Below are 22,506 nucleotides of genomic sequence, written 5' to 3' on the forward strand. Positions count from 1 at the left end.
ACAGCTTCTGTGGAGGAGTTCCGCACGTCAGCGGGTCAAGTGCAAGAAATCCAGCATCCACATAACGGGAAAATCACGGTAACCTCAACGTCGCATGGCTCTATTCGACGGGGAGGGGGCTCGTGATGGGCGTCGTCGTCACGGACGCCGAAGTCACTCTGGCCGACGTCCTCGCCCTCCGGCTCGCCATCGACGCACCACTGGAAGACGGCACCGAACTCGTGCTCAGGCACCGCACCACGGGGGTGGAACGCGACGTGCGGCTCGGCACACCGGGCGCTCGGGCGCGCGAGGCCACGGTCGCGGTCTCGCTCGCGCCGCTGGAGCTCAGCGCCGGGCGCTGGGACGCCTACCTGCGGGGGGCGGGCGGCAAGCGCAGCAGGCTGCGCAGCGTCGATCCGGGCTTCTCGCTCGACCACCTCGACGCGTACGCGCTGTGCAGGCGGACCCTCGCCTACCGCTCGTACCGCACGCGCAACGGGTTCCTGGCACTGAAGATCTCCGACGCCGAGCCGGTGGCCGAGGTCCGCTCGATCTGGTTCAGGGAGGGGCGCTTCGAGGTGATGGGCCTGCTGGCGTACACCGGGCTCGAGGACGACGACTCCCGCCATGAGGCCGTGCTGAGACTGGACCGCAGGCAGACCAACGCGCGGCTCTCGGCCACCGCCACCGTGCAGGGCGTGCGCTTCCACGCCGCCGTGTCGCTCGTGGACGTGGTGGGCGCCGATCCCGACGCCGTGGCGAGCTCCGGCACCTGGGAGCCCGCGCTGGAGGTCGAGGGCGTGTCCACGCCGCTCAAGCTGGGCTCGCGGCTCGATGACGTCGACGGCAAGAGACGCCGGCTGCACTATCCCTCGGCCACGGTGGACGGCGTGCCCATCAGACCCTGCTACACCGCCGACGACGAGCTGCGGATCGAGGTGGGCGGATGAAGGTCAGCCTGGTCCTCGCCTCCGCGTACGCGATGAGGGGCGACGTCCGCGCCATGCTGAACCTCGCCACCGCCCTGTCCGACCGGCACGACGTCGAGGTGGTCAGCGTCAGGCGGCAGAAGGAGAAGCCGTTCTTCCCCGTCGGGCCCAACGTCACCATGCGCAGCCTGATCGACGCCAGGCCGGGCGTCCGGCACCTGTTCCCGCGCGGGCAGGTCCGCGCGGAGGTGGCGCTGTGGCGGCTGCTGCGCAACCTCAAGTCCGACGTGCTGATCACGACCCGGCCGGGGCTCGGCGTCCAGGCCGCGAGGCACGCGCCGCGCGAGACCCTGAAGATCGCCAGGGAGTGGGGGCGGCCGGCCGTCCCCGGGCCGGTGAAACGGTTCTATCCGCGCCTGAACGCCGTCGTGACGGCCACGGAGTCGGCCCAGGAGGAGTGGAGCAAGCTCCTCACCGACGGGCCCCCTGTGGCCTCTGTGCTGGACGCGCTGCCCGACGGGCCGTGGCCGCGCTCGCGGATGGACAACCGGATCGTGGCCGCCGGCGGCCGGTGGGTGCCGGTCAAGGCGTACGACCGGCTGATCAGGGCGTTCGCGATCGTGGTGGACAAGCGCCCCGACTGGCGGCTGCGCCTGTACGGCGGCGGGCCGGAGGAGCGGCGGCTGCGCGCGCTGGTCCGCGAGCTCAGCCTGCACAACCACGTCTACTTCATGGGCACGACGCCCGACCTGGCGGGCGAGTTCGCCAAGGCGTCGATCGTGGCCAGCACCTCGCTCACCGAGGACCTCGGCATGGCGGTGCTGGAGGCCATGGGCTGCGGGGTGCCCGTGGTGGCCTTCGACGGGGCCAGGGGGCCGAGGGAGTTCGTGGCGACGGGCTACAACGGGGTGCTGGTGCCGGAGAACGAGGGCGGCCTGGAGCTGTTCGCGGCGGCCCTGCTGGCGCTGATCGACGACGAGCGCAGGCGGCGCTCGCTCGCGGCGGGCGCCCTGGACACCGCGGTGCGCCACGCGGCCGGTGAGGTGGCCGAGCAGTGGGAGAAGCTCATCGGCGACCTCCGCTGAACGACCCGGGCACCCCCAACCGGTTACGGGTACCTTAGAAGCATGCATGGGTACAGCGGAGACAAGCAGGCGTATCTGACGCGTCTCAGGCGGATCGAGGGTCAGATCAGGGGCCTGCAGCGCATGGTCGATGACGACGCCTACTGCATCGACGTGCTCACTCAGGTCTCCGCGGCCACGCGGGCGCTCCAGGCGGTGGCGCTGGGGCTGCTGGAGGAGCACATCTCCCACTGTGTGGCGGATGCGATCAACAGTGGCGGGCCGGAGGCCGACGCGAAGGTCAAGGAGGCCTCGGCGGCCATCGCGCGCCTCGTCCGCTCATAGGCGGGGCGGTCATCCTCCAGAAGGAGGACATTCCGAGGGATTAACTAGTTATGAGAAACCCCGGAAACCTTCTAACTAGGTCTCCGGGGCTAGTAATCGAGTTGATCCTTCAGCGGCTCGCCGAAGTCCGCAATCCGAGCGCGTCGTCGAGTTCGTCCAAGGTCAGCCGCCGCTCGCTGACAGCCACGGCCGTGAGCACCTCGGCGTAGAGCGCAATCTCGTCCAACGCGACACGGTCGTGGACCCGAGAGTCCAGGTCATCGTGCCCCACCGCGTCGTCCTTCCTTCCGCAGCCCACACCCTCTACGAGGTTACGGCGGAGACCCTTCTGGCAACATGGCCCATCGGAGTCATTCCTTTCCGAACTGCGGGGCCCGGGAACGATCATTTCCCGAATCGGAGATCACAATTCGGAGAATTGCCTGTTACCTGAGCGTTAGAACCATATAGGCGAAGTAAGGGTTAAATAACGATATTTGTGGTTTAGGTGTGGTCTGTGTGGTTGTCGTCGCGTTCGTGGATGAGTCTGTGCACGAGCGCGGTCTGCCCGGCCAGCCCCCGCTCCGGCACCCTGGCCCCCGTCAGCCGGCCCCACGCCAGTCCCGTCGCGTACGCGGCCCCGAGCACGGCCGCGGTGCTCGCCCGGTCCGGCGGCGAGACCTCCAGCACCGCCGCGGGCTTGGTCAGCACCTGACCGGGCACGGGGAAGCCGTCCGGCTCGGTCGACTCGCTCGCTGAGGTACCGGTCAGCCCGGCGCGCTCCAGCTCCTCGTACGCGCGCCTGAGCCGGTGGTCCAGCCGGGCCGGCAACCGCCCCTTGGAGTCCGACAGGTCGGCCAGGAACGTGGCGGCGGCCATGGGCGGGTCGGGCATGAAGGCCAGCGCCTCGACCAGGTCGTAGACGGCGTGCGAGAAGTCCGCCTCCAGGTCGTTCTCGACGAGCAGGGCCCGGCACAGCCGCCGCGGGCAACGCTCCAGCCAGGCCGCGCGCAGGGCCTCGGCGTCGGTGTGGGGGTCGTCGAGCCCCTGCCGGCGCAGCATGGGCTCGACCATCGTCAGCAGGGCGAGCGCCCGCGGCCTGAAGCGGGTGTCGGACATCAGGATCTGGGCCGCGTCCGCCATCGTGGCGGCGAGCCTGAGCGCGGCCCGCGGCTGCCCTGCCCGCTGCCGCTCGGCGACGAGCGTGGCCAGGTCGAGCAGCGGCGGCGCGGGCAGCCAGCGCACCCACTCGTCGCCGGGCAGCGGGCGGCGCAGGTATTCGCCGAACACCGTGATCAGCCGCTCGTTGCCGTCGAACGCGGGCGCGTACGCGCACCACATGATCGCGCCCCAGACGGCCGCCACCGTGCTCGGCACGTCGGAGCCGAAGATCTCGTCGAACGCCGTCAGCGGGTAGTCCAGCTCCGACTTGAGCCCGCTGGACCGCAGCAGCACCCTGAGCCGCTCGGTGAGGCCCTCGGAGACGTCCGGGCCGATGAACGCCTGGGTGGAGCCGGGCTCGGCGTGGAAGTCGGGCCCGTACGGGATCACGTCCTCCGGCAGCACCGCCGCGGGATGCTGCACCTGGCGCGCCCGGGTGCCCCTCGGCGGCGGCGCGAGGCGCCAGCGGCCGTCGGCCGGATCGTGCAGATGCCAGCGCGCGTGCACCCCGAAGAGCCATCTGTCGCCATCTGGGGTCACAAGTATTCTGGCGGCCAGCACGTGGGCCCGATCGGGGACGGAAAGCCCTTGCCAGCGCGGGTCCGCGACCATCGCTCGGACCTCCGCCTCGGCGGAGGTGAACGCATCCCAGGGTCGCACGGGCGCCATCGTACTGGGAGCGCCCAAATCATCCATCGGCATTTCACGGCAGAATGACCGTTATGAGGGCGAAGGTTGCAGGGGTGCTGGCGGTGGTCGGTGCGCTCTCCGGATGCGGTACGACCACGACGGCGCAGCCGTCCCCGACGGGGCCCGGCGTGCTCACGCTGGACAAGGCCACGGCGCCGGAGCCCGGCGGCGAGGTGGGCGAGGCGTCCACGGAGTTCCAGAACGCGACGGACATGTCCATGTGGACCAAGCTGAGCGAGACGGAGAAGGACGTCGACCGGATCGGCAAGCTCGACATCAACAAGACAGTGAAGGGCTCCCTGTATCTGGAGCCCAGGACCTCGACGTGGTTCGACGGCTTCCGCGGCCCCTACGTGTACCAGGAGCTGGCGGGCGACGTCCTCATGTACGCCAGGGTCAAGGTCGAGGGCATGAAGGGCGGGCAGCCCAAGCGGAAGTTCTCGCTCGGGGGCCTGATGGCCCGCCAGCCCGGCTCGTACGCCAAGCCCAACTGGGTGTCGGTCACCACCGGCACGGCCGACCAGAGCGGCCAGGTCGAGGTGAAGTACACCCAGGACGGCAGCTCCAAACCTCAGGAGCTGGCCGTCAAGACAGGCTGGGTGGACCTGGCGCTCGGCCGGGTGGGCCGCGTCTTCGTCGCGCTCTACCGGGAGGACGGCGGCAAGTGGAAGGTCGGCCGGCGCTGGCCGTCCAACCTCCCCGACGTGCTCCAGTGGGGCATCACCGCCTACACCGACTGGGACAGCTACAACCTGCTCAAGAAGGACGCGACCAAGGCCAACGCCAAGCAGGTCAAGGGCGTGCCCGATCTGAAGATGACCGTCGACTTCGTCCGGTTTTTACGCCCCGAGCTGCCCGAGTACGCGGACGCGCTCAACACCGCCTCGGTGTCGGACGAAGTCCTGATCAAAGCGATGACGCCTGCCGGTGCCTGAGCGCCTTGGCCATGTAGTTGTCCGGCGTGCGGGCGAAGGACGCCCGGTCGTCGTCGGTGAGTTCGCGTACGATTTTTCCGGGAACACCGGCCACCAGCACGCCGGACGGGATCTTCTTGCCCGGTCCGACGAGCGCACCGGCGGCCACCAGGGTGCCCGCACCGATGCGGGCGCCGCCCAGCACGATCGCGCCGATGCCGATCAGCGCGCCGGTCTCCACATGGGCGCCGTGGACCATGGCCTTGTGGCCCAGGCTGACCCGATCCTCCAGGATCGCCGGCTCGCCGGGATCGGCGTGCAAGCAGCTCAGATCCTGTACGTTGCACTCCTCGCCGATCTCGATCCGCTCGTCGTCCCCCCGGAGAACGGAGCCGTACCAGATGCTGGACGCCCGGCCCACCCGCACGCTGCCGACCACGACGGCGCCAGGGGCTATGAAGGCTTCAGGGTGTATGTCCGGGACTGCCCCGTTATCCAAAGATGCGATGTACATCCGAGCCATCGTAATTCCCCGTCCGGCTGTGGCGTTCCGGTTGCGGACGTGGGCAGATGGCAGGAAAGTCGTTTCCTGACGTCTCGTTGTCAGACCCTCACAACCCGCAATTTTCCCCCGCCTCACGCAAACCACCCTTAGGTACCCCCATGATGAACCAGCACGAGAGCATTCCCGATCTGATGCAAGAGGACACCTTCGAGGTCGTGATGCGCGGCTACAACCGCCGTCAGGTTCACGACTTCATGATCCGTACCCGTAACCAGGTAAGGGATCTGGAAGAGCGGCTGGCCCGGGCCATCGACCAGGCAGAGCAGGGCCGCATCGAGCTCGCGGAGGCCAGGCGGCGCATGGTCGAGGCGCCGCAGAGCTACGACGACCTCAGCCCGAGACTCGCCCAGATCCTCCGGCTCGGCGAGGAGGAGGCCGCGGCCAAGCGGGAGGACGCCGAGGCCGAGGCCGCCAGCGTGCGCGACGCGGCCAAGTCGGAGGCCGACCGGCTGCAGTCGTCGTCCCGGGAGACCGCCGACAAGATCCTCACCTCCGCCCAGGCGGAGGCGGAGCGGCGCGTGAACGAGGCCACTCAGGCGGCGGAGCGGATGCTGGCCCAGGCGGGTTCGGACGCGGAGGAGCAGCTCGCGGCGGCCCGCACCGAGGCCGAGGACCTGCTGCGCGAGTCGCGCGCCGAGTCCGAGCGGCTGGTCACGGCCGCCCAGTCGGAGTCGGAGCAGATCATGCAGGCCGCCAACGCGCAGGCCGAGCAGCTGGTGACGGGCGCGCGGAACGATTCGGAGTCGATGCTGGCCTCCGCGCAGCAGCGCACCGCCGCGCTCGACGAGCAGACGGGGCGGCGGGTCGACTATCTGACCAACACGCACTCGGAGGTCGTGCGGCGGCTGACCGAGATCAGCTCGGTGCTCGGCGACCTCATGCGCACCGAGTCGGCGGCCGGGCCGCTGATCCCCGACGCGGTCGCGTCCCCGGTCTCGCCGCAGGAGGACGTGCGGGTCATCGTGGACGAGAGCGAGGAGGAGAAGAAGCCCCTGGAGGAGGCGGGCGTCTCCGACGACACCGACATCCACGTCGTCCGGCTGTCCGAGGTGCACAAGTAGTCCACACCCCGGGCGGGCACGGCTGGAGGCGTGCCCGCCCGGCTGGGACCGCCCCACAGCCGAGCGGGCGGTGAGAGCCGCGGGGCCGCGCGATTGGGGAAGGGGTGCGCGGCCCGGCGGTGCAGGCGGTCCACGGAGCGGAAGCCCCCGCCCCCGATTGGGTCGGAGGCTTCCGCGTCAGTGGCCCCTCCTGTCCTGGTGGCCCGGTGCCGGGGCCGCCGAGACGCTGGACACGGCACCGGGCTGCTCTTGTGCGCCGGCCGTGGGACGCGCCACGGCCGGCGTCATGGAGGTGCGGGGCCGGCCCGCGGGTGCTGCCCGCCGGCCCGCTTCTCCTGGTCCCGGAGCCGGCCGCGCAGGCCGTCCGGGTCGTCCGCGTCGATGGTCATCGCACATCCGGCATCGCGCTGCGCCGCGTCGAGCGGACGATGTCTCGTGGCCCACCAGCGGCCCGCGTCGCTCCGCCAGATGGTCCATTGGGGGTACTCCCGGGCAATCTCGGCAAGATGCCGATCAAAGGACATCGCTGTTCGCCTTTCCCGGGCCCCAGGCGAGGTTTCCATCTCCTTCGACGATGCGGCACTTCTCTAGAGAACACAATGATCGTGCCGGACAGGGTCACCTTTCCTTGACAAACTAGGCATCGAAGTCGTACTGGAGTACGTACGCGGCGGAGTCGAGCACCATCTCGTTGAGCTCGACGGGCACCCCGCCCGAGGTGTAGGCGGTCCTGGCGATCACGATCACCGGCGTGCCCCCCGGCAGGTCGAGCATCGCGATCTCGCGGGGTGACGGCATCCGGGCCCGCACCTCCTCGGTGAAGTGGGCGGGGGAGACGCCCAGGTCGCTCAGCCTGGCGTAGACGCCACCGGGTCCGGTGTCCGCGAGGGTGATCGCGCTGCCTTCGACCAGGTGCGCGGGGAAATACGAGGTGGCCAGCTGCACGGGTCTGGTGTCGACCGAGTAGCGGCGGCGACGTACCCATACCTCGCCGCTCTCGAGGACGCCCGCCACCTCCTCGCCGGCTCGCTCCAACACGACTTCCACCCCGTCCACCGTGAAAGGCCGGCCACGCGTGTCGGCGTCCCAGATGGCCCGCCCCTGACCCCACTGCTCTCTCGACAGGCGGCGTGAGCCGTGCCTGCGGATCGGTTTGAACAGCCGCACGTATACCCCCGAACCTCGTTTGGGCACCGCCAGCCCCTCGTTGATCAGTACGGCAAGCGCCTGCCTGGCGGTGGCTCGTGCGATTGCGTATTCGGCCATCAGCGCGTTCTCGCCCGGTAGTCGGTCCCCGTCGCGCAGTTCGCCGGACAGAATCCGGGCGCGGAGGCCGTCGGCGATGCGGCGATAGATAGGGGGCTCGTGGGGTACCGGGGATTCAGACAACTTTGATCACCCTCTGTCACCAACCAGGTTGTGGCGTCTCCAGAGAACTTGCCCCGTCTTGTCCACGATCGCACAGATGGAAAGGTTGGTCGCGGCCTTCTTTTGAGCGGATCGTGCCCGAGTGGTGAATTCCGGCGAGTTTTAGCAGACCGTTACCGTGGAACGGTCCCGGCCGGTATCCGATCGGCCCACCAGCGCCGAGTAACCAAAGCGAAGATCACGGCGCCTGCCGTGTTCATGAGCACGTCGTCGACGGAGGAGAAACGGCCTAGTCGCAAGGCGTACTGGAGGATCTCGACGATGACCGAAAAGGCGGCCGCGACCGCCGCAACGCGCGCGAGAGAGGACATCGCCCGGCTGCGTACCGGGAGCAGCGCGCCGAGCGCGGCGAACACCAGCAGGTTGCCTCCGACCTGCACCAACACCGCGTCCCACGGCGCGCTGACCAGGTCGGCAAGATCTTTGAACGGGACGAGACTGACTCCGGTCTGACCGTTGCGCGGGGTGAGGGTCATCCAGATCCACGGGGCCGTGCCGACCGCTATGCCGACGTCGGCGATCGACGTGCGCAGCGGTGCCGGGTGGCCGGCGCGGGCGCGGTGACGGGAGAGGAGCAAGATTGCTAGCAAGGCCAGGGGAAGTGCAAAAGTACCAGCAATAATGACGTTTCCCCACAATTCCCACGTCCGCGCCATCCGCCCATAATGGCGATGATCTAGGGGTACCGGAAGATGTCTATCTGGACAGGGTCACCGGCAGGTGCTCGGACAGGAAGGTGAGCGCCACCTCCCAGGTGCGCGCGGCCGCCTCCGGGTGGTGGAACATCGGTGCCTCGCTGTTGTGGAAGGCGTGCCCGGCCTCCTCCTCGACGTGCATGACCACGTTCGGCCGGCCCTGCGCGGCCTGCTCGACGACGGCCACCCGGTCGCGCCGGATGAACGGGTCGCTGCCGCCGAAGACCAGCAGGAGCGGCGCGGTGACGCGGTCCATGAGCCCGGTCGCGTCGGGCACGGCGGAGCCGTAGAAGGACAGGACCGCGGCCAGCTCCACCTGCGTGGCCAGCATGTAGTCGATCGAGCCGCCCAGGCAGAACCCGACCGCGCCGACCCCGCCCGCCACCTCGGGCAGCTCGCCCAGGTGGGCCACCGTGAGCGCGCAGTCGGCCACCCCCTGCGCGAAGTCGAACCGGCCGGCCAGCTCGATCGCGGCCGCCGTGCCCTCGGGGGTGTGCTCGCCCAGCCAGCCGGGGTGCAGGCGCCAGAACAGGTCCGGCGCGGCCACCACGTAGCCGCGCGAGGCCAGGTCCAGGGCGACCTTCTCGATGTACGGCCCCACGCCGTAGATCTCCTGGACGAGCAGGATGCCGGGGCCCGTCCCGGCGTCGGGGAACCACAGATGGACGTCGAAGCCGCCGTCGTGGGCGGCCACTTGATCGGTTCTGGTTCGCATGTGCAACAGCATCGCGCATGGCGCGGGCCGCGTTCCGGGGAGACGATGCGATCAGAAAGGTCCCGACGCACCCGTTGTCCGCCGATCGACCAGCGATCTATACAGGGAAGTAGAGGAGAGTGTGGTGCTGACGCATTTCATCGGTGGCGAGCCGGTGGGCGCGGGTAAGACGTTCCCCGTCCATGACCCCGTGACGGGCGCGGTGATCAGGCAGGTGCACGAGGCCGACCCCGAAGTCGTGGACCGGGCGGTGCGCGCGGCCAGGGAGGCGGCCCGCGACTGGGCGGCGCTGCCCGTCGGCGAGCGCGCCGGGTGGATGCGGCGCCTGGCCGAGGGCATCGAGTCCCGCTTCGACGACCTGGTGGACGCGGAGATCGCCGACACGGGCAAGCCGATCGACCAGACCCGCACGCTCGACGTCCCGCGCGGCATCGCCAACTTCCGCGCGTTCGCCGAGATCGCCGCCCAGCGCCCGGACGACGCCTTCCACCTGTCCGGGGTGCTCAGCTACACCGTGCGACGGCCGCTCGGCGTGGTCGCGGTGATCGTCCCGTGGAACCTGCCGTTCCTGCTGATGACCTGGAAGCTCGCGCCCGCCCTCGTCGCCGGCAACACCGTGGTGGTCAAGCCGTCGGAGCACACGCCGGGCTCGGCGGCGGTCTTCGCCGAGATCTGCGCCGACGCCGGGCTGCCCGCCGGCGTCGTCAACATCATCTTCGGGTACGGCTCCTCCGGCCACCTCCTGGTCGAGCACCCGGGGGTGGACGCCGTGTCGTTCACCGGTTCCACCAGGACCGGCACCGCGATCATGAATACGGCGGCCGACCGGGTCAAGCCGATCTCGTTCGAGCTGGGCGGCAAGAACGCGGGGCTGATCTTCGATGACTGCCGGCTCGACCGGGCCGTCGAGGGGACGGCGAAGTCGGTCTTCACCAACGGCGGGCAGGTGTGCCTGTGCACCGAGCGGGTCTACGTGCAGCGGCCGATCTTCGAGGAGTTCTGCGCCCGGCTGGCAGCCCGCGCGCAGGAGTTCGAGCCGCAGCCCATGATCTCGAAGGAGCACCGCGAGAAGGTGCTCTCCTACTACGCCTTGGCCCGCTCGGAGGGAGCCAAGGTGCTCACTGGGGGTGGCGTCCCCACGTTCGGCGACAACCGCGATTCCGGATATTTCGTGGAACCGACGGTGGTGGCAGGCTTGTCGGAGTGGTCGAGGTTCAACAGAGAAGAGATCTTCGGCCCCGTCTGCCATGTCGCCCCCTTCGACAGCGAGGCCGAGGCGGTCGATCTGGCCAACGGCAGCGAGTACGGCCTGGCCGCCACGCTCTGGACGGGTAACCTCGACCGCGCCCACAGGGTGGCGCAGCGATTGGAGGCCGGGCTCGTCTGGGTGAACACTTGGTATCTGCGTGACCTGCGTACCCCGTTCGGCGGTATGAAGCTGTCGGGCATCGGCAGGGAGGGCGGCGTCCAGTCACTCGACTTCTACTCTCAACCCACCACGATCACCATCAAACTGGAGCAGCCCGATGCATGACGAATGGTCCGAGGCCGTGGACGCGCGGTCCCAGGTCGCCGACCGGCTGGCGGAGGCCGCGAGTTCCGGCAAACCGTGCCCGCCGATCAGGGACCTGGTCGGCACGGTGGCCGAGGCGTACGCCATCCAGGAGATCAACACGCGGCGGGCGCTCGGAGCGGGGCGGCGGCTGGTGGGCAGGAAGATCGGCGTGACCAACGTCGTGCTGCAGCGGCAGTTCGGCATCGACCAGCCGGACTTCGGCATGCTCTTCGCGGACATGTCCTACTGCGACGGGCTCCCCGTGCCCGTGGACGCCTTCCTGCAGCCGCGGGCCGAGGCCGAGGTCGCGCTGGTGCTCGGCAAGGACCTGGCCGGTGGGCCCTTCACGGCCGCCGACGTGCTCAGGGCCGTGGAGTTCGCGCTGCCCGCCATCGAGATCGCCGACTCGCGGATCGCCGACTGGGACATCACGCTGGCCGACACGGTCGCGGACAACGCCTCGGCCGGCGCGTTCGTGCTGGGCAACACGCCCGTCCCGCTGGCCGGGCTCGACCTGCGGGCGGCCCGGATGACGATGACCCGGGGCGGCGAGGAGGTCTCGACCGGCTCCGGCGAGCTGGTCATGGGCAACCCGCTCAACGCCGCCGTCTGGCTCGCCTCCCGGCTCGGCCGCACCGACTACGCGCTGCGCGCCGGAGACGTGGTGCTGACCGGCGCGCTCGGCCCGGTCGTGCCCGCCGGCCCGCAGGACGAGTTCGAGGCGCGCATCGAGGGGCTGGGCTCCGTCCGGGCGGTGTTCGCCAAGTGATCGAACGCACCAAAGGGCTCCTGGTGCCCGGCAAGGCCACTCCCCGAGGCAGGTTCCCGCACGTCAAGCAGGCAGGCGACCTCCTGTACGTCTCGGGCACGAACTGCCGGCGCACCGACGGCACCTTCGTGGGTGTGGAAGTGGACACGTACGGTGCGACGAACCTGGACATCCGCGCACAGACCAGAGCGGTCATCGAGAACATCGGCGACATCCTCAAGGCCGCCGGAGGCTCGCTCGGCGACCTCGTGCAGATCACCACGTATCTGGTCAACATGAACGATTTCACGGGCTACAACGAGGTCTACGCCGAGTTCTTCGACGAGGAGGGGCCCACGAGGGCCACGGTCGCGGTGCACCAGCTCCCGCACCCCCACCTGCTCATCGAGATGCAGGCCGTCGCCTACCGCCCGCAGGAGCGGCCATGACCTGCCGGGGGTGAGCCGTGCGCGTATCCGTCCTGGGGTTGGTGGTGCTGATGGCCGCCGGTTGCGGCGGGACGGCGCCGCTCCTGGCCGAGGGCGATCCCCCGGTCAAGGTCGGCGCGATCATCTCGCAGACCGGCGTGTACGCCGCGCTCGGCGACGACATGGAGGCCGCCATGCGCCTCTACCTGGACGACCACGGCGGACGCCTGGGCGAGCGCCCGGCCGGGCTGGTGGTGGCCGACGACGCGGGTAACCCGGAGGAGGGCCAGAAGCAGGCCAGGCGGCTCATCGAGGACGAGGGCGTGAACGTGATCACCGGGCTGCTCTCCTCGCCCGTCGCCGAGTCGGTGGTCGAGGTGGCGGGCCGCACGCCCGTGGTGATCGCCAACGCGGGCGCCGACGCGCTGGGCGGACCGAACGTCTTCCGCGTGTCGTACACCAACCGCGACCACGGCTACGCGGCCGGCCGGTACGCCGCCGAGCGGTACGGCAAGGAGGGCGTGGTGCTCATGGCCTCCGACTACTCGGCGGGCGTCGAAACGCTCAGGGGCTTCGCCGAGGGATACGGCGCGCAGCCCCTCAAACGCATCCTGACGCCCTACGGCAGGGTCACCGACCTGGAGCCGTACTTCGCGCGGATCCCGCCCGGGACGAAGCTCCTGTACGCGTTCTACGCCGGGGGAGAGGCGATCGAGTTTCTGAAGGGGTACCGCCAGCACGCCTCCGAGATCGCGTTACTGGGCTGCCAGAACCTCACGGACGAGGACGTGCTGCGGGCCGTCGGCCGGGAGGCCGAGGGCATCACCACCGTCGGCATGTACTCGCCCGCGCTGTACAACCCGGACAACGCCGCGTTCGTGGCCCGGTGGCGGGCCAAGACCGGCAGGAACCCGTCCGCGGTCGCGCTCCAGGGCTGGGACGCCATGCGGCTCATCGACCGGGGCCTGTCCGCGAACGGGGGAATGGCGGCGGTGGGCGAGCTGGGCGGCCCGCGCGGGACGTTCCGGCTGGACGCGACCCACAACCCGGTGCAGAACTGGTACGTCCGCCAGTACCAGAATGGCGTGAACCGGATAATCGCCACCATCCCCCCGCGACAGGAGTGAATCGTGGACCGCGACCAGTGCCTCGCCCTCGACGCGAACGACCCGCTGCGGGCTTTCAAGGACGAGTTCGTGCTGCCGGAGGGGGTCGTCTACCTCGTCGGCAACTCGCTCGGCGCGCTGCCCCGCCGTACCGCCGAACGGGTGCGCCAGACGGTGGAGGACGAGTGGGGCAGGCAGCTCGTCGGCGGCTGGAACCACGCCGGCTGGTACGCGCAGCCGCTGACCGCGGGCGACCGGCTGGCCCCGCTGATCGGCGCGGGCCCCGGGCAGGTCGTGGTGGGCAACACCACCTCGATCGCGGTCTTCCAGGCGGTGGCCGCGGCGCTGCGGCTGCGTCCCGACCGCCGGGTGATCGTCTCCGACGTCCGGAACTTCCCCACCGACCACTACATGGTCCAGGGCCTGGCCGGGCTGCTCGGCGGCTACGAGGTGCGCGACTTCGCGCAGGGGCGGTTCGACGACGCGGCCGTGGTGCTGCTGTCGGAGGTCGACTACCGCACCGGCGCCCGCCAAGACGTGCCGTCGGTCACCGCCCGGGTGCACGAGGCCGGCGCGCTGATGGTCTGGGACGTGTGCCACAGCGTGGGGGCCATGGACGTGGACGTCTCGGGGGCCGACTTCGCGGTGGGGTGCACGTACAAGTATCTCAACGCGGGGCCCGGCGCGCCCGCCTTCCTCTACGTCAACCCGCGCCACCACGCCGCCGCCGAGAACGTGCTGTCCGGCTGGCACGGGCACGCCGAGCCGTTCGCGTTCGAGACCGGCTACCGCCCGGCGGAGGGCATTCGGCGGTTCGCGGTGGGCACCCCGCACGTGCTGTCGTTCGCGGCGCTGGAGGCGGCGCTCGACATGTGGGAGCGGGTGCCGATGGACCAGGTGCGGGCCAAGAGCATGGCGTTGACCTCGCTCTTCGTGGACCTGGTCGGCGACGCGCTGGAGCTGGTCTCGCCCGCCGACGCCGCCGCCCGGGGCAGCCAGGTGAGCTTCCGCCACCCCCACAGCTACCCGGTGATGCGGGCGCTGATCGACCGGGGCGTGCACGGGGACTTCCGCGCGCCGGACGTCCTCAGGTTCGGCTTCGCGCCGCTCTACATCGGCTACGCCGACGTGTACGACGCGGCGGCCATGCTGCTCGAAGTGCTGGACAAGGAGCTGTGGCGGGACGAGCGGTACGCCACGCGCCTGGCCGTCACCTGACCGGGTGCTCGTCCAGTTGCTTGACCGCCCGCTTGGGCGCGATGGCCCGGTAGCTCTCCTCCACCCAGTCGAGCAGCACCTCCGTCTCGGGCAGCTCCGACAGGAACGGCACCGTCACCCACCCCGCCCGGCCGAGCCCGTGGCCGGTGGGCGCCGCCCCCTCGACGGTCAGCGCGTGGCCGTGCGCCTCCGAGACCAGCTTCACGCTGAACATCGAGTCCCACTTCTCGGTCTGCTCGTCGATGCCGAGGAAGAGGAAGACCTTCTTGTTCGCCTTGATGACGGTCTCACCCCACGGGTGGTCCTCGTGCGCCTCGGGCAGCCGGAGCGCGAAGGCGCGCAGCTCTTCCCGTACGTCGTGCCAGTCGCTCATCCGCGGAACTCCTCCAGTTTGCGCTCGATGCGTTCCCTGATTCTGTCCCTGGCCTCCATCCTGGGAACGCCCGACATGAGCAGGCTGTCGTAGTCGGTGTCGAGGTGCCTGATGGAGGCGATGACCGCCAGCGTGATGGCGTTCTCGTCGAGCGCCTTGGCCGCCGCCGTCCTGCCCACCCGGCCGCTGCCGCGCTGGGCGGCGTGCTCGGCGATCTCCTGGGCCCGGTCCCGGGGGCAGCCGGGGAACAGCCTGGCGATCTCGGCCGCCATCCTGGCCTGGAAGTCGACGTCCTGCTCGGCCCTGCGGTCGCGGTCGCGTTCGCGGCGGCGCTCGCGTACCTCCTCGTCGGCCAGGCACCGCTCCTCGGCGGCGGCCAGCGCGGCCTCCTCCACCAGCAGGCCGAAGCGCTGGTAGACCTTGCGCCGCCGGTTGTACCGCACGACCACCGCCGACAGTCCGCTCTCCTGCTTGGCGCGGCGGCTGAGCGCGGCGTTACCGGACGGCAGGAACACCAGGTGGTCCATGTCCGCGCAGGTCAGGCAGTGCGGCCGGTCCTCCTCCATGATCAGGTAGGGGCCGGTGTCGCCGCAGGAGGCGCACGTCCAGGTGTCGAGCGGGGCCACCGCCACCAGGTCGGGCACCTTGGGCTCGCTCAGCTTGCGGACCCTGGCCTCGCTGAGGTCGGGCGAGAGCCAGTGCACGCGGAACGGCTCCTGCCCGTCCCCGGAGGTGAAGCGCAGCTCCCGGCGGTCGCGGGTGCCGGCCACGTACGGCGTGTCCACCGGCCTGAGCCCCTTGGCCAGCGCCCATTCCCGCAGCAGGCCGGCCGTCGCGAGCAGGCGGTCCTCGTCGACGGCCGCCAGCTCGGCCAGCGTGCCGGCCCGGCCCTGCCGCCAGATGTCCACGTGCCTGGAGTGCAGCCAGCGCAGGCCCGTCACCACGTCGATGAACGTCACGTACTTCCGCGTGGTCAGCGCGATCTCGGCCGCCTCCGCGACCCTGCGCGCCAGATTGGGCTTGCTCATGGCCTCAAGTCTCCCGCGCCTTTGTCGTGAGATGGCGAGACCGGCAGCTTTGCTTTTGCCCATCGCGGCAAGTAACACGTTCGGACCACCGGCCGTGAGGCCATGGAGGATATCGTGCGCCTGTTCTTGCCGGCCGTGCTCATGCTCGCCACCTCGTGCGGCCTGGCCGAGGAGGGCACGCAGCCCGTCGTCACGGGCGCGTTCGGCACCAAGCCGGTCGTGGCCATACCCAAGGGCAGCCCGGGCCGCACGCCGCGGATCACCGTGCTGTCGTCGGGCAGCGGACGGCGCACGCTGCCGGGCGACGTGGTGCTCGCCGACGTGGACATCCGGCGGTGGTCGGGCAACCAGCCGTATCTGAGCACGTACGACGGCCACCAGCCCACCTCCGTTGTCTTCGACGGCAGGCGGGTGTCGGAGACCTGGCGGCAGGCGCTCATCGGCCGGTCCGCGGGCAGCCGGATCATGCTGGTCAGCCAGGCGGGCGAGGCCCTCGGCCCGGACGCGCCGCTCACGCTGACCGATCTCGCGCCCGCCGACACGATGGTGCTGATCTTCGACGTCCTGGGCGGCTACCCGCCCGACGCCCGGCTGGTCGGCCGCACCCTGCCGGTGGTCCCGGCGGACCTCGGGCCGGGCTCGCCGCCCCGCACGCTCATCGCCGGCTCCGGCGAGGAGGTCCTCGCCGGTTCGAAGGTGGTGGTCCAGTACGTGGCCGCGTCATGGCCCGAGCGGACGGTCGTGGACTCGTCCTACCGGAGGGGCGGGCCGAGCGCGTACACGCTGAAGGAGGGGGACGTCCCCGACGGCTGGCTGGGCGCGCTCGTGGGCCGGCAGGTCGGGAGCCGGGTCGCGGTCTCCGGCCTCGGTGACCGGCCGTCGCTCTACGTCATAGACGTGCTGGGCACGGTTCACGTATGAGAGGGGCCGGGCGCATTCCACCCGACCCCTCCGCATCGTCAGTCGCAGTGTTCGAGCGGGCTGTCGTAGGTCGAGGCGCCGGCCTTGCCGCCCCACTTGACGCACTTGCCGGACGCCGAGGCGATGACCGGTCCCGCGTAGTAGGCGAAGTTGCCTGAGTCCGTCTTCCTCGTACTGCCCTCCACTTCCAGGTAGGCCGTGGTGGCGGTGGCCGTGCCGACGTTCTTGTACTTCAGCGTCGTCACGCAGTTGTTGCCGTTGGAGGAGTTGTAGAGCAGGTAGACGGCGCCGTCACTGCCGAGCGTGGCCGAGTCGATCACGTCGTAGCCGGAGCCGCAGACCTCCGTCGGGGTGTGCGGGTTGCCGCAGTTCTTGGAGGTCACCGACTGCTGCGGGTAGCCGAAGGTGACGCCGTTGAAGACGGCCTTCTGGATGTTGTCCGGGTAGTTGGTGCCCAGCCGCACCTCGTAGTGCAGGTGGGGGCTGATGTTGTTGCCCGGCTTGCTGGTGTTGCCGACCGTGCCGATCTGCTGGCCCTGCGACACCGCCTGGCCCTCGCTGACCGTACGGGAGTTCAGGTGGGCGTAGTACGTGGTCCAGCCGCCGCCGTGGTCGATCTTGACGAGGTTGCCGTACCCGTTGGTCGAGCCCTGGTGCGCGGAGATCACCACGGTTCCCGCCGCGGCCGCCACCACGGTGTCGCCGAGGTCGGCGTCCGCGGTGCTGCCCCGGTTGAAGTCGATCTCCCACGACTGGTGCGCGCTGCTGTTGCTGGAGTTGCCCGTCCACGTCTGGTTGCAGGGGAACGGGAGCTGGAAGTTCGTGGCCAGGATCTGCGCGTCCGCCCCCGGCACGGGGTCGGCCGCGGCGACTGACGTCGTACCGAGGCTGAGTAACAAGGCGAGGCCCGCGACCATTGCTGCGCCGAGCTTCATGGGGTGATCCTTTCCCTGGGATCTCTGAGACCAGGGTCTGGACAAAGCGCACAGGAATCGTCCAGAACCGATACAGGAAGCTGTCAGACCTCCGTAGAGGAGCCGATGTGCCGGTCACCTTCCATGTGCTCGGGCCGCTGGAGGTCCGTCGCGATGGCCGTCCCGTCCGGATCTCCGGCAGGAAGCCCCGCATGTTGCTGGCCACGCTGCTGCTCGACGCGGGCCGCGTGGTCGGCGCCGATCGGCTCGCCGACGTGCTCTGGCCGCACCGCCCACCGCGCTCCGCCCAGGCCAACCTCCGTACGTACGTCAGCTCCCTCCGCTCCGACCTCGGGCCCGCGCTCCTCCGGGCCGACGGGGTCGGGTACGCGATCGACGTGGGGGCGGGGGCGCTCGACCTGCTGGAGTTCGAGGCCCTGGTCGACCGGGGCGAGTTCGCCGAGGCGCTCGCGCTGTGGCGCGGGGCGCCGCTGTCCGACCTGCCCGGCAGCCCCGTCTGGGACCGCCGCCTCGAACCCCTCCACCGGGTACGCCTGTGGGCCGCCGAGGCGCTGATCGACCGGCGGATCCAGCGCGGGGACCACGACGGGGCCGTGTCCGAGCTGCGCGGGCTGCTGGCCGAGCACCCGTACCGCGAGGACCTGTGGGGGCGGCTGGTGCTGACCCTGCACAGCGGCGGCAGGAAGGCCGAGGCCCTGCGTGCCTACGCCACGGTCAGGGCCCAGCTCGTGGACGAGCTCGGCGTCGAGCCGGGGGCCGACCTGCGCGGGGCGTACGAGCTGATCCTCGCGGACGAGGCGCTGCCCGCCGTGCCCCGCCAGCTCCCGCCCCGCCTTCCCGACTTCACCGGCCGGGCGGGCGAGGTGGCCGCGCTGGGCCGGCCGTTCACCGTCGCGGTGATCTCGGGGCCGCCGGGCTCGGGCAAGTCGGCGCTGGCCGTGCACGCGGCGCACGCGCTGTGCGGCGCCTACCCAGCCGGGCAGCTCCACCTGGAGCTCGGCCTGCGGGAGCCGGGCGACCTGCTGGCCGAGGCGCTCCGAGGGCTCGGCGTTCCCGGCGTGCCGCCGACCGTGGGCGAGCGGTCCGCGCTGTTCAGGTCGCTGCTGGCCGAACGGCCGATGCTGGTGCTGCTCGACGACGCCCGCGACGCGGACCAGGTGCGCCCGCTGCTGCCCGGCGACGGCAGCGTGGTGATCGTCACCAGCCGCCGCCGCGTCACCGAGCTGCCCGGCGCGGTGCTGGTCCAGCTCGGACCGCTGGCGCCCGACGAGGCGCTGTCCCTGCTCGGCTCCATCGCGGGCGGGGACAGGGTGGCCCGGGAGCGCGAGGCCGCGCTGGCCATCGTGGCCTCCTGCGGCGGGCTGCCGCTGGCCGTCAGGAACGCGGGCACGCGCCTGGCCGCCCGGCCCGGCTGGTCGCTGTCGGTGCTCAGGCAGCGGCTGACGGACGACTGGCTCGGCGAGTTGCGGGACGTGCGGACCAGCTTCGACGGCGGGTACGCGCGCCTGCCCGCCGAGGCCGCCCGTACGCTCGCGACGTTCGGCCTGCTCGGCGCGTCCGCGCAGCCCGGGTGGGTGGTCGACGCGGCGCTCGGGCGGCACGGGGCCGACGACGTGACCGACCTGCTGGTGGACGTCAGCCTGCTGGACCTGGTCGGCACCGACGCGGTGGGCCAGCCGCGCTACCGCGTCCCCGACCTCATCGGCCGTCACGCGCTCGAACGCGTTCCTGCCTTCCCTCTCGGAGAACCCCGGCTGGACGCGGTGGGCAGGGTGCTGGCGGCGTGGACGGCGACCGCGGAGCACGCCATGGCGCGGCTGCCGACCACCGTGTTCAGCCTCACGGCCGCCCGGGCGCCCCGCTGGCGGCTGCCCGACCGCACCCTCGACCGGTTGACGGCCGACCCGGTCGCGTGGTTCGAGGCCGAGCACGAGGCGCTGGCCGGGGCGGTGGACCTGGCGGCCCGGTCGGGCCTCGCGGAGTCGGCGTGGGGGCTGGCCGCGGCCATGGTCCCGTACCTCGACCTGCACTGCCATCTCGCCACCTGGCGGCGCACCCACAGGGCCGCGCTGGCCGCCGCCCGGGCGGCCGGCGACAGGTACGGCGAGGCCGCGATGCTCAGGGGCCTGGCGCAGGTCAGCCTCTACCAGGACCGCTACGAGGAGGCGGCCGACGGCTTCACCCGCTCCCGCCAGATATTCAGCGACCTGGGCGACCGGCGGGCCGAGGCCACCTCCATCTGCGGGCTCGGGGCCGTGAGCCAGTTCAGAGGCCGGCCCGCGCACTCGCTCATCCACTTCAGGAACGCGCTGGCCATCTTCGTGGCCACCGGCGACCGGCACGGCGAGGCGTTCGCCCGCCAGGCCATCGGCCGGGCCTGCCTGAAGTCGGGGGACCTGGAGCAGGCGTCGGAGTCGCTCGGCCAGGCCATGCGGCTGGCCCAGGAGCTGGGGGACGCCCATCGGGAGGGGTGCGTGTGCCTCCAGATGGGGCACCTGCACCAGGCGATGTCGTTCCACCAGCACGCTCTGGAGATCTTCGAGTCGCTGGGGGACCGGCACTGCGGGGCGTACGCGCTGCAGAGCCTGGCCGGGCTGCAGGCGGCGCGCGGTGACCTCGCGCGGGCCTCCACCGGGCTCGAAAGGTCGCTGGAGATCTTCCAGGAGCTCGGCGACCTCAGCGGCGCGGCCTCCTCGACGCAACTCCTGGGCGAGCTGTACCGCTCGGCCGGTCGTACGGGGCTGGCGCGCACCTATCTCAGCCACGCCAGCGCGCTGCGCCGCAGCCTGCCCGTCTAGGGCCTTCCGCCGAGGTCGGAGCGGATCATGCTGTACCGCACACCGTCGTGCCACTCCCCGGCACGGAAGCCGGCGCCGCGGATGACGCCCTCGCGGGTGAACCCCGCCTTCTCCAGCGCCCGCTGCTCGGCCACGTTGGTGATCTCCGTGGACGCTTCGATCCGGTTGGCCGTCGAGTGGTCGAACAGGTAGCGCGCGAGCAGCCGCTGCGCCTCGGTGCCGTGGCCCTGGCCGCGGTGCTCCGGCGCCACGATCAGCCCCATCTCCCAGTAGTAGCTGGCGCGGTTGGCGACGTGCTTGCTCCACACCAGGAAACCGACCTGCTCGTCGCCGTTCGCGATGATCAGGGTGCCGCCGTCGTCGCCCAGCATGCCGTTCTCCTGCCAGCGCGTGCGCATGCGATGGGGGTTCTGGAAGCCGTACCACTGGAACTCGCCCGAGCTGCCGGGGTCGCTCGTGAGCCGGTGCAGGAAGGACAGGTCGTCCTCTTCGACAGGACGCAGGCGAACAGTCATGATCGGGACACTAGACGACGTACCAGTCGCTTGAGGCGGGACTCCTGGAGCGGGGCGCCCTCAAGGGCGTCAAGGGCCTCCGCGGCGGTCGGGCGCTTGGCCGGGGAGTGGTCGAGCATCCGGCGCACGACCTCCGGCACGTCGGGACCGTGGGCGTCGGCGCTGGTCGGGAACTGGCCGGTGAGGAGCTGGTAGGCGATGGCGCCGGCCGCGTAGACGTCGGAGGCGGTCGTCATGAGGTCGGGCCGCTCCTGGCACTCGGGCGCCACGTAGTGCGCGTCGAGCACGTTGCCCAGCTCGTGAGCGACGGTGTAGTTGCGCGGGCCCGGCTTGGCGTAGTCGAACCCGGTCAGCACCGCGTGCCCGTCGTCGGTGACCAGGACGGAGGCGGGGGTCAGCGCGCGGTGGACGACGCCGTGGGCGTGGGCGTGCGCCAGCCCGCGCAGCAGGTCCTGGATCACGCCCAGCCGGGCGCCCTTGCCCAGCGACAGCTGCAGCGTCTCGCCGTGCACGTCGTCCAGCACCAGCACGAACCGGCTCTCGTCGTCGATGGCGAAGAAGTCGCGCGAGCGCACCACGCACGGGTGCGGGGGGATCCTGGCCAGGGTCTGGTACGCGTTGGCGATGCGCTGCCGCTCGGCCGCCCGCGCGTGGTGGTCGGCCAGCGGGTCGGCCTGGTAGACCCGCAGCAGCACGGTCTCGCTGCCCGGCAGCGTGGCGTTGAACGCGCGGTATTCGGTGATCTTGGTGTCGCCGCCGAGCTGCTCCTCGACCTCCCAGTTGCCGAACCTCGGCGGCGCGGTGCTGCGGCGTACGCTCTGGTTGAGCGCGTCGAGGATCGCGGTGAGGTACGGCTTGGTGTCCGGGCTGCAGCCGCGCCTGACCCTGGAGACGTCGCTCAGCGTGGCGAGCAGGCGGGGCAGGTCGGTGACGTTGATCGCGTCGCGCCCGGCCGGGTCGATCAGCTCGGCGTCGGGCGAGGAGAGCACGACCAGGCTGTCGACGTAGACCCGCTCCAGCTGGGTGGCCTTGGACACCAGCAGGCCCTTCAGCGCCTTGGCGGTGCCCCGCAGCTTGGCCACGGGAGAGCCGAACGCCTCCCTGCGCGGCGGGAACCAGCGCGTGCCCGACACCTCGATGCGGCCCCTGGTGCCCTTGACGTCGACGACCACGATCGAGTGGCCGGTCAGCACGATCAGGTCGACCTCGAAGACATCGTGGCCGCGCGGAACCTCGATGTTGTGCAGCAGCAGCCAGTCGGCGGGCGCCTGGTCGCGCAGATAAGCGATCACCCGCCGTTCGGCGTCGTTGACCGGACGTCCCCCGCCGACGATCTCTGCCATGAGAGGTATC

The 22,506-nt window shown here is 70.9% G+C and carries 22 protein-coding genes; 12 read left to right on the plus strand and 10 right to left on the minus strand.

Annotation, left to right across the window (positions count from 1 at the left end):
- Nucleotides 1–125: 125 nt before the first annotated feature.
- From AB0J87_RS46490 to AB0J87_RS46500, 3 genes are read left to right on the plus strand one after another with little or no spacing between them, the layout of a single operon-like run.
- Nucleotides 126–932, plus strand: a complete 807-nt coding sequence (locus AB0J87_RS46490) for a hypothetical protein (protein WP_363978448.1) — start codon at nucleotides 126–128, stop codon at nucleotides 930–932.
- Nucleotides 929–1,996, plus strand: a complete 1,068-nt coding sequence (locus AB0J87_RS46495) for a glycosyltransferase (RefSeq protein WP_363977778.1) — start codon at nucleotides 929–931, stop codon at nucleotides 1,994–1,996. The genes AB0J87_RS46490 and AB0J87_RS46495 overlap by 4 nt, the downstream gene beginning before the upstream one ends.
- 42 nt (nucleotides 1,997–2,038) lie before the next feature.
- On the plus strand, nucleotides 2,039–2,320 hold the full coding sequence (locus tag AB0J87_RS46500) for a metal-sensitive transcriptional regulator (RefSeq protein WP_138670633.1): 282 nt from the start codon (nucleotides 2,039–2,041) through the stop codon (nucleotides 2,318–2,320).
- A gap of 483 nt (nucleotides 2,321–2,803) precedes the next feature.
- Here AB0J87_RS46500 and AB0J87_RS46505 read toward each other — a convergent pair whose 3' ends face one another.
- The gene (locus AB0J87_RS46505; protein ID WP_350723704.1) at nucleotides 2,804–4,129 is read right to left on the minus strand and encodes a hypothetical protein; all 1,326 of its coding nucleotides are present in this window, start codon (nucleotides 4,127–4,129) and stop codon (nucleotides 2,804–2,806) included.
- A 74-nt stretch (nucleotides 4,130–4,203) separates the two neighbouring features.
- Here AB0J87_RS46505 and AB0J87_RS46510 point away from each other — a divergent pair, with 74 nt between their 5' ends.
- A complete protein-coding gene (locus AB0J87_RS46510; protein ID WP_363977782.1) occupies nucleotides 4,204–5,085 on the plus strand; it encodes a hypothetical protein in 882 nt (293 codons plus the stop codon).
- Here the strand turns inward: AB0J87_RS46510 and AB0J87_RS46515 are convergent.
- Nucleotides 5,057–5,578 carry a gamma carbonic anhydrase family protein gene (locus AB0J87_RS46515; RefSeq protein WP_185069301.1) on the minus strand — a complete coding sequence of 174 codons (522 nt, stop codon included), beginning with the start codon at nucleotides 5,576–5,578 and terminating at the stop codon, nucleotides 5,057–5,059. The two genes, AB0J87_RS46510 and AB0J87_RS46515, sit on opposite strands and share 29 nt — an antisense overlap.
- Nucleotides 5,579–5,727: 149 nt before the next feature.
- Between AB0J87_RS46515 and AB0J87_RS46520 the strand changes: the two genes are divergently transcribed.
- Entirely contained in the window at nucleotides 5,728–6,690 is a 963-nt protein-coding gene (locus AB0J87_RS46520) for a hypothetical protein (RefSeq protein WP_363977786.1), read from the plus strand.
- A gap of 636 nt (nucleotides 6,691–7,326) precedes the next feature.
- On the opposite strand, the gene AB0J87_RS46525 is transcribed toward AB0J87_RS46520, so the two are convergent.
- From AB0J87_RS46525 to AB0J87_RS46535, 3 genes are all read right to left on the minus strand, one after another.
- On the minus strand, nucleotides 7,327–8,079 hold the full coding sequence (locus AB0J87_RS46525) for a GntR family transcriptional regulator (protein ID WP_363977789.1): 753 nt from the start codon (nucleotides 8,077–8,079) through the stop codon (nucleotides 7,327–7,329).
- A gap of 152 nt (nucleotides 8,080–8,231) precedes the next feature.
- A complete protein-coding gene (locus tag AB0J87_RS46530) occupies nucleotides 8,232–8,774 on the minus strand; it encodes a VanZ family protein (protein WP_363977792.1) in 543 nt (180 codons plus the stop codon).
- A gap of 40 nt (nucleotides 8,775–8,814) precedes the next feature.
- Nucleotides 8,815–9,528: a dienelactone hydrolase family protein gene (locus AB0J87_RS46535; RefSeq protein WP_363977795.1), complete on the minus strand. Its 714-nt coding sequence runs from the start codon at nucleotides 9,526–9,528 to the stop codon at nucleotides 8,815–8,817.
- Between the two features lie 124 nt (nucleotides 9,529–9,652).
- Between AB0J87_RS46535 and AB0J87_RS46540 the strand changes: the two genes are divergently transcribed.
- From AB0J87_RS46540 to kynU, 5 genes are read left to right on the plus strand one after another with little or no spacing between them, the layout of a single operon-like run.
- Nucleotides 9,653–11,062 carry an aldehyde dehydrogenase family protein gene (locus AB0J87_RS46540; RefSeq protein WP_363977798.1) on the plus strand — a complete coding sequence of 470 codons (1,410 nt, stop codon included), beginning with the start codon at nucleotides 9,653–9,655 and terminating at the stop codon, nucleotides 11,060–11,062.
- On the plus strand, nucleotides 11,055–11,852 hold the full coding sequence (locus tag AB0J87_RS46545; RefSeq protein ID WP_363977801.1) for a fumarylacetoacetate hydrolase family protein: 798 nt from the start codon (nucleotides 11,055–11,057) through the stop codon (nucleotides 11,850–11,852). The genes AB0J87_RS46540 and AB0J87_RS46545 overlap by 8 nt, the downstream gene beginning before the upstream one ends.
- On the plus strand, nucleotides 11,849–12,280 hold the full coding sequence (locus tag AB0J87_RS46550) for a RidA family protein (RefSeq protein WP_350723688.1): 432 nt from the start codon (nucleotides 11,849–11,851) through the stop codon (nucleotides 12,278–12,280). The genes AB0J87_RS46545 and AB0J87_RS46550 overlap by 4 nt, the downstream gene beginning before the upstream one ends.
- Nucleotides 12,281–12,297: 17 nt before the next feature.
- Nucleotides 12,298–13,386 carry an ABC transporter substrate-binding protein gene (locus AB0J87_RS46555; RefSeq protein WP_363977804.1) on the plus strand — a complete coding sequence of 363 codons (1,089 nt, stop codon included), beginning with the start codon at nucleotides 12,298–12,300 and terminating at the stop codon, nucleotides 13,384–13,386.
- Nucleotides 13,387–14,583: a kynureninase gene (kynU, locus tag AB0J87_RS46560; RefSeq protein WP_363978451.1), complete on the plus strand. Its 1,197-nt coding sequence runs from the start codon at nucleotides 13,387–13,389 to the stop codon at nucleotides 14,581–14,583. It begins immediately after the preceding gene.
- Here kynU and AB0J87_RS46565 read toward each other — a convergent pair.
- Entirely contained in the window at nucleotides 14,576–14,956 is a 381-nt protein-coding gene (locus tag AB0J87_RS46565; RefSeq protein WP_363977807.1) for an MmcQ/YjbR family DNA-binding protein, read from the minus strand. The genes kynU and AB0J87_RS46565 overlap by 8 nt on opposite strands.
- Nucleotides 14,953–15,984, minus strand: a complete 1,032-nt coding sequence (locus AB0J87_RS46570) for a DUF2293 domain-containing protein (protein WP_363977809.1) — start codon at nucleotides 15,982–15,984, stop codon at nucleotides 14,953–14,955. Before AB0J87_RS46570 ends, AB0J87_RS46565 begins: the two co-directional genes overlap by 4 nt.
- Before the next feature lie 114 nt (nucleotides 15,985–16,098).
- Here AB0J87_RS46570 and AB0J87_RS46575 point away from each other — a divergent pair, with 114 nt between their 5' ends.
- Nucleotides 16,099–16,905, plus strand: coding sequence for an FKBP-type peptidyl-prolyl cis-trans isomerase (locus tag AB0J87_RS46575; protein WP_363977812.1), 807 nt, complete (start codon nucleotides 16,099–16,101; stop codon nucleotides 16,903–16,905).
- Between the two features lie 38 nt (nucleotides 16,906–16,943).
- Here AB0J87_RS46575 and AB0J87_RS46580 read toward each other — a convergent pair whose 3' ends face one another.
- Nucleotides 16,944–17,840 carry a M23 family metallopeptidase gene (locus AB0J87_RS46580; RefSeq protein WP_363977815.1) on the minus strand — a complete coding sequence of 299 codons (897 nt, stop codon included), beginning with the start codon at nucleotides 17,838–17,840 and terminating at the stop codon, nucleotides 16,944–16,946.
- Between the two features lie 107 nt (nucleotides 17,841–17,947).
- Between AB0J87_RS46580 and AB0J87_RS46585 the strand changes: the two genes are divergently transcribed.
- On the plus strand, nucleotides 17,948–20,638 hold the full coding sequence (locus AB0J87_RS46585) for a BTAD domain-containing putative transcriptional regulator (RefSeq protein WP_363977818.1): 2,691 nt from the start codon (nucleotides 17,948–17,950) through the stop codon (nucleotides 20,636–20,638).
- Here AB0J87_RS46585 and AB0J87_RS46590 read toward each other — a convergent pair.
- Nucleotides 20,635–21,153, minus strand: a complete 519-nt coding sequence (locus AB0J87_RS46590; protein ID WP_363977821.1) for a GNAT family protein — start codon at nucleotides 21,151–21,153, stop codon at nucleotides 20,635–20,637. The two genes, AB0J87_RS46585 and AB0J87_RS46590, sit on opposite strands and share 4 nt — an antisense overlap.
- On the minus strand, nucleotides 21,150–22,496 hold the full coding sequence (locus tag AB0J87_RS46595) for an NERD domain-containing protein (RefSeq protein ID WP_363977823.1): 1,347 nt from the start codon (nucleotides 22,494–22,496) through the stop codon (nucleotides 21,150–21,152). Before AB0J87_RS46595 ends, AB0J87_RS46590 begins: the two co-directional genes overlap by 4 nt.
- Between the last annotated feature and the right edge of the window lie 10 nt (nucleotides 22,497–22,506).

Origin of the sequence: Nonomuraea sp. NPDC049625 (assembly GCF_040675285.1) — a bacterium.
GTDB lineage: Bacteria > Actinomycetota > Actinomycetes > Streptosporangiales > Streptosporangiaceae > Nonomuraea > Nonomuraea angiospora_A.

What these genes read in the sequence shown, in the direction of transcription:
- AB0J87_RS46490 (WP_363978448.1), top strand. Translation starts at nt 126, where the DNA reads ATGGGCGTCGTCGTCACGGACGCCGAAGTCACTCTGGCCGACGTCCTC.
- AB0J87_RS46495 (WP_363977778.1), top strand. Translation starts at nt 929, where the DNA reads ATGAAGGTCAGCCTGGTCCTCGCCTCCGCGTACGCGATGAGGGGCGAC.
- AB0J87_RS46500 (WP_138670633.1), top strand. Translation starts at nt 2,039, where the DNA reads ATGCATGGGTACAGCGGAGACAAGCAGGCGTATCTGACGCGTCTCAGG.
- AB0J87_RS46505 (WP_350723704.1), bottom strand. Translation starts at nt 4,129, where the DNA reads ATGGCGCCCGTGCGACCCTGGGATGCGTTCACCTCCGCCGAGGCGGAG.
- AB0J87_RS46515 (WP_185069301.1), bottom strand. Translation starts at nt 5,578, where the DNA reads ATGTACATCGCATCTTTGGATAACGGGGCAGTCCCGGACATACACCCT.
- AB0J87_RS46520 (WP_363977786.1), top strand. Translation starts at nt 5,728, where the DNA reads ATGATGAACCAGCACGAGAGCATTCCCGATCTGATGCAAGAGGACACC.
- AB0J87_RS46530 (WP_363977792.1), bottom strand. Translation starts at nt 8,774, where the DNA reads ATGGCGCGGACGTGGGAATTGTGGGGAAACGTCATTATTGCTGGTACT.
- AB0J87_RS46535 (WP_363977795.1), bottom strand. Translation starts at nt 9,528, where the DNA reads ATGCGAACCAGAACCGATCAAGTGGCCGCCCACGACGGCGGCTTCGAC.
- AB0J87_RS46545 (WP_363977801.1), top strand. Translation starts at nt 11,055, where the DNA reads ATGCATGACGAATGGTCCGAGGCCGTGGACGCGCGGTCCCAGGTCGCC.
- AB0J87_RS46565 (WP_363977807.1), bottom strand. Translation starts at nt 14,956, where the DNA reads ATGAGCGACTGGCACGACGTACGGGAAGAGCTGCGCGCCTTCGCGCTC.
- AB0J87_RS46570 (WP_363977809.1), bottom strand. Translation starts at nt 15,984, where the DNA reads ATGAGCAAGCCCAATCTGGCGCGCAGGGTCGCGGAGGCGGCCGAGATC.
- AB0J87_RS46580 (WP_363977815.1), bottom strand. Translation starts at nt 17,840, where the DNA reads ATGAAGCTCGGCGCAGCAATGGTCGCGGGCCTCGCCTTGTTACTCAGC.
- AB0J87_RS46590 (WP_363977821.1), bottom strand. Translation starts at nt 21,153, where the DNA reads ATGACTGTTCGCCTGCGTCCTGTCGAAGAGGACGACCTGTCCTTCCTG.
- AB0J87_RS46595 (WP_363977823.1), bottom strand. Translation starts at nt 22,496, where the DNA reads ATGGCAGAGATCGTCGGCGGGGGACGTCCGGTCAACGACGCCGAACGG.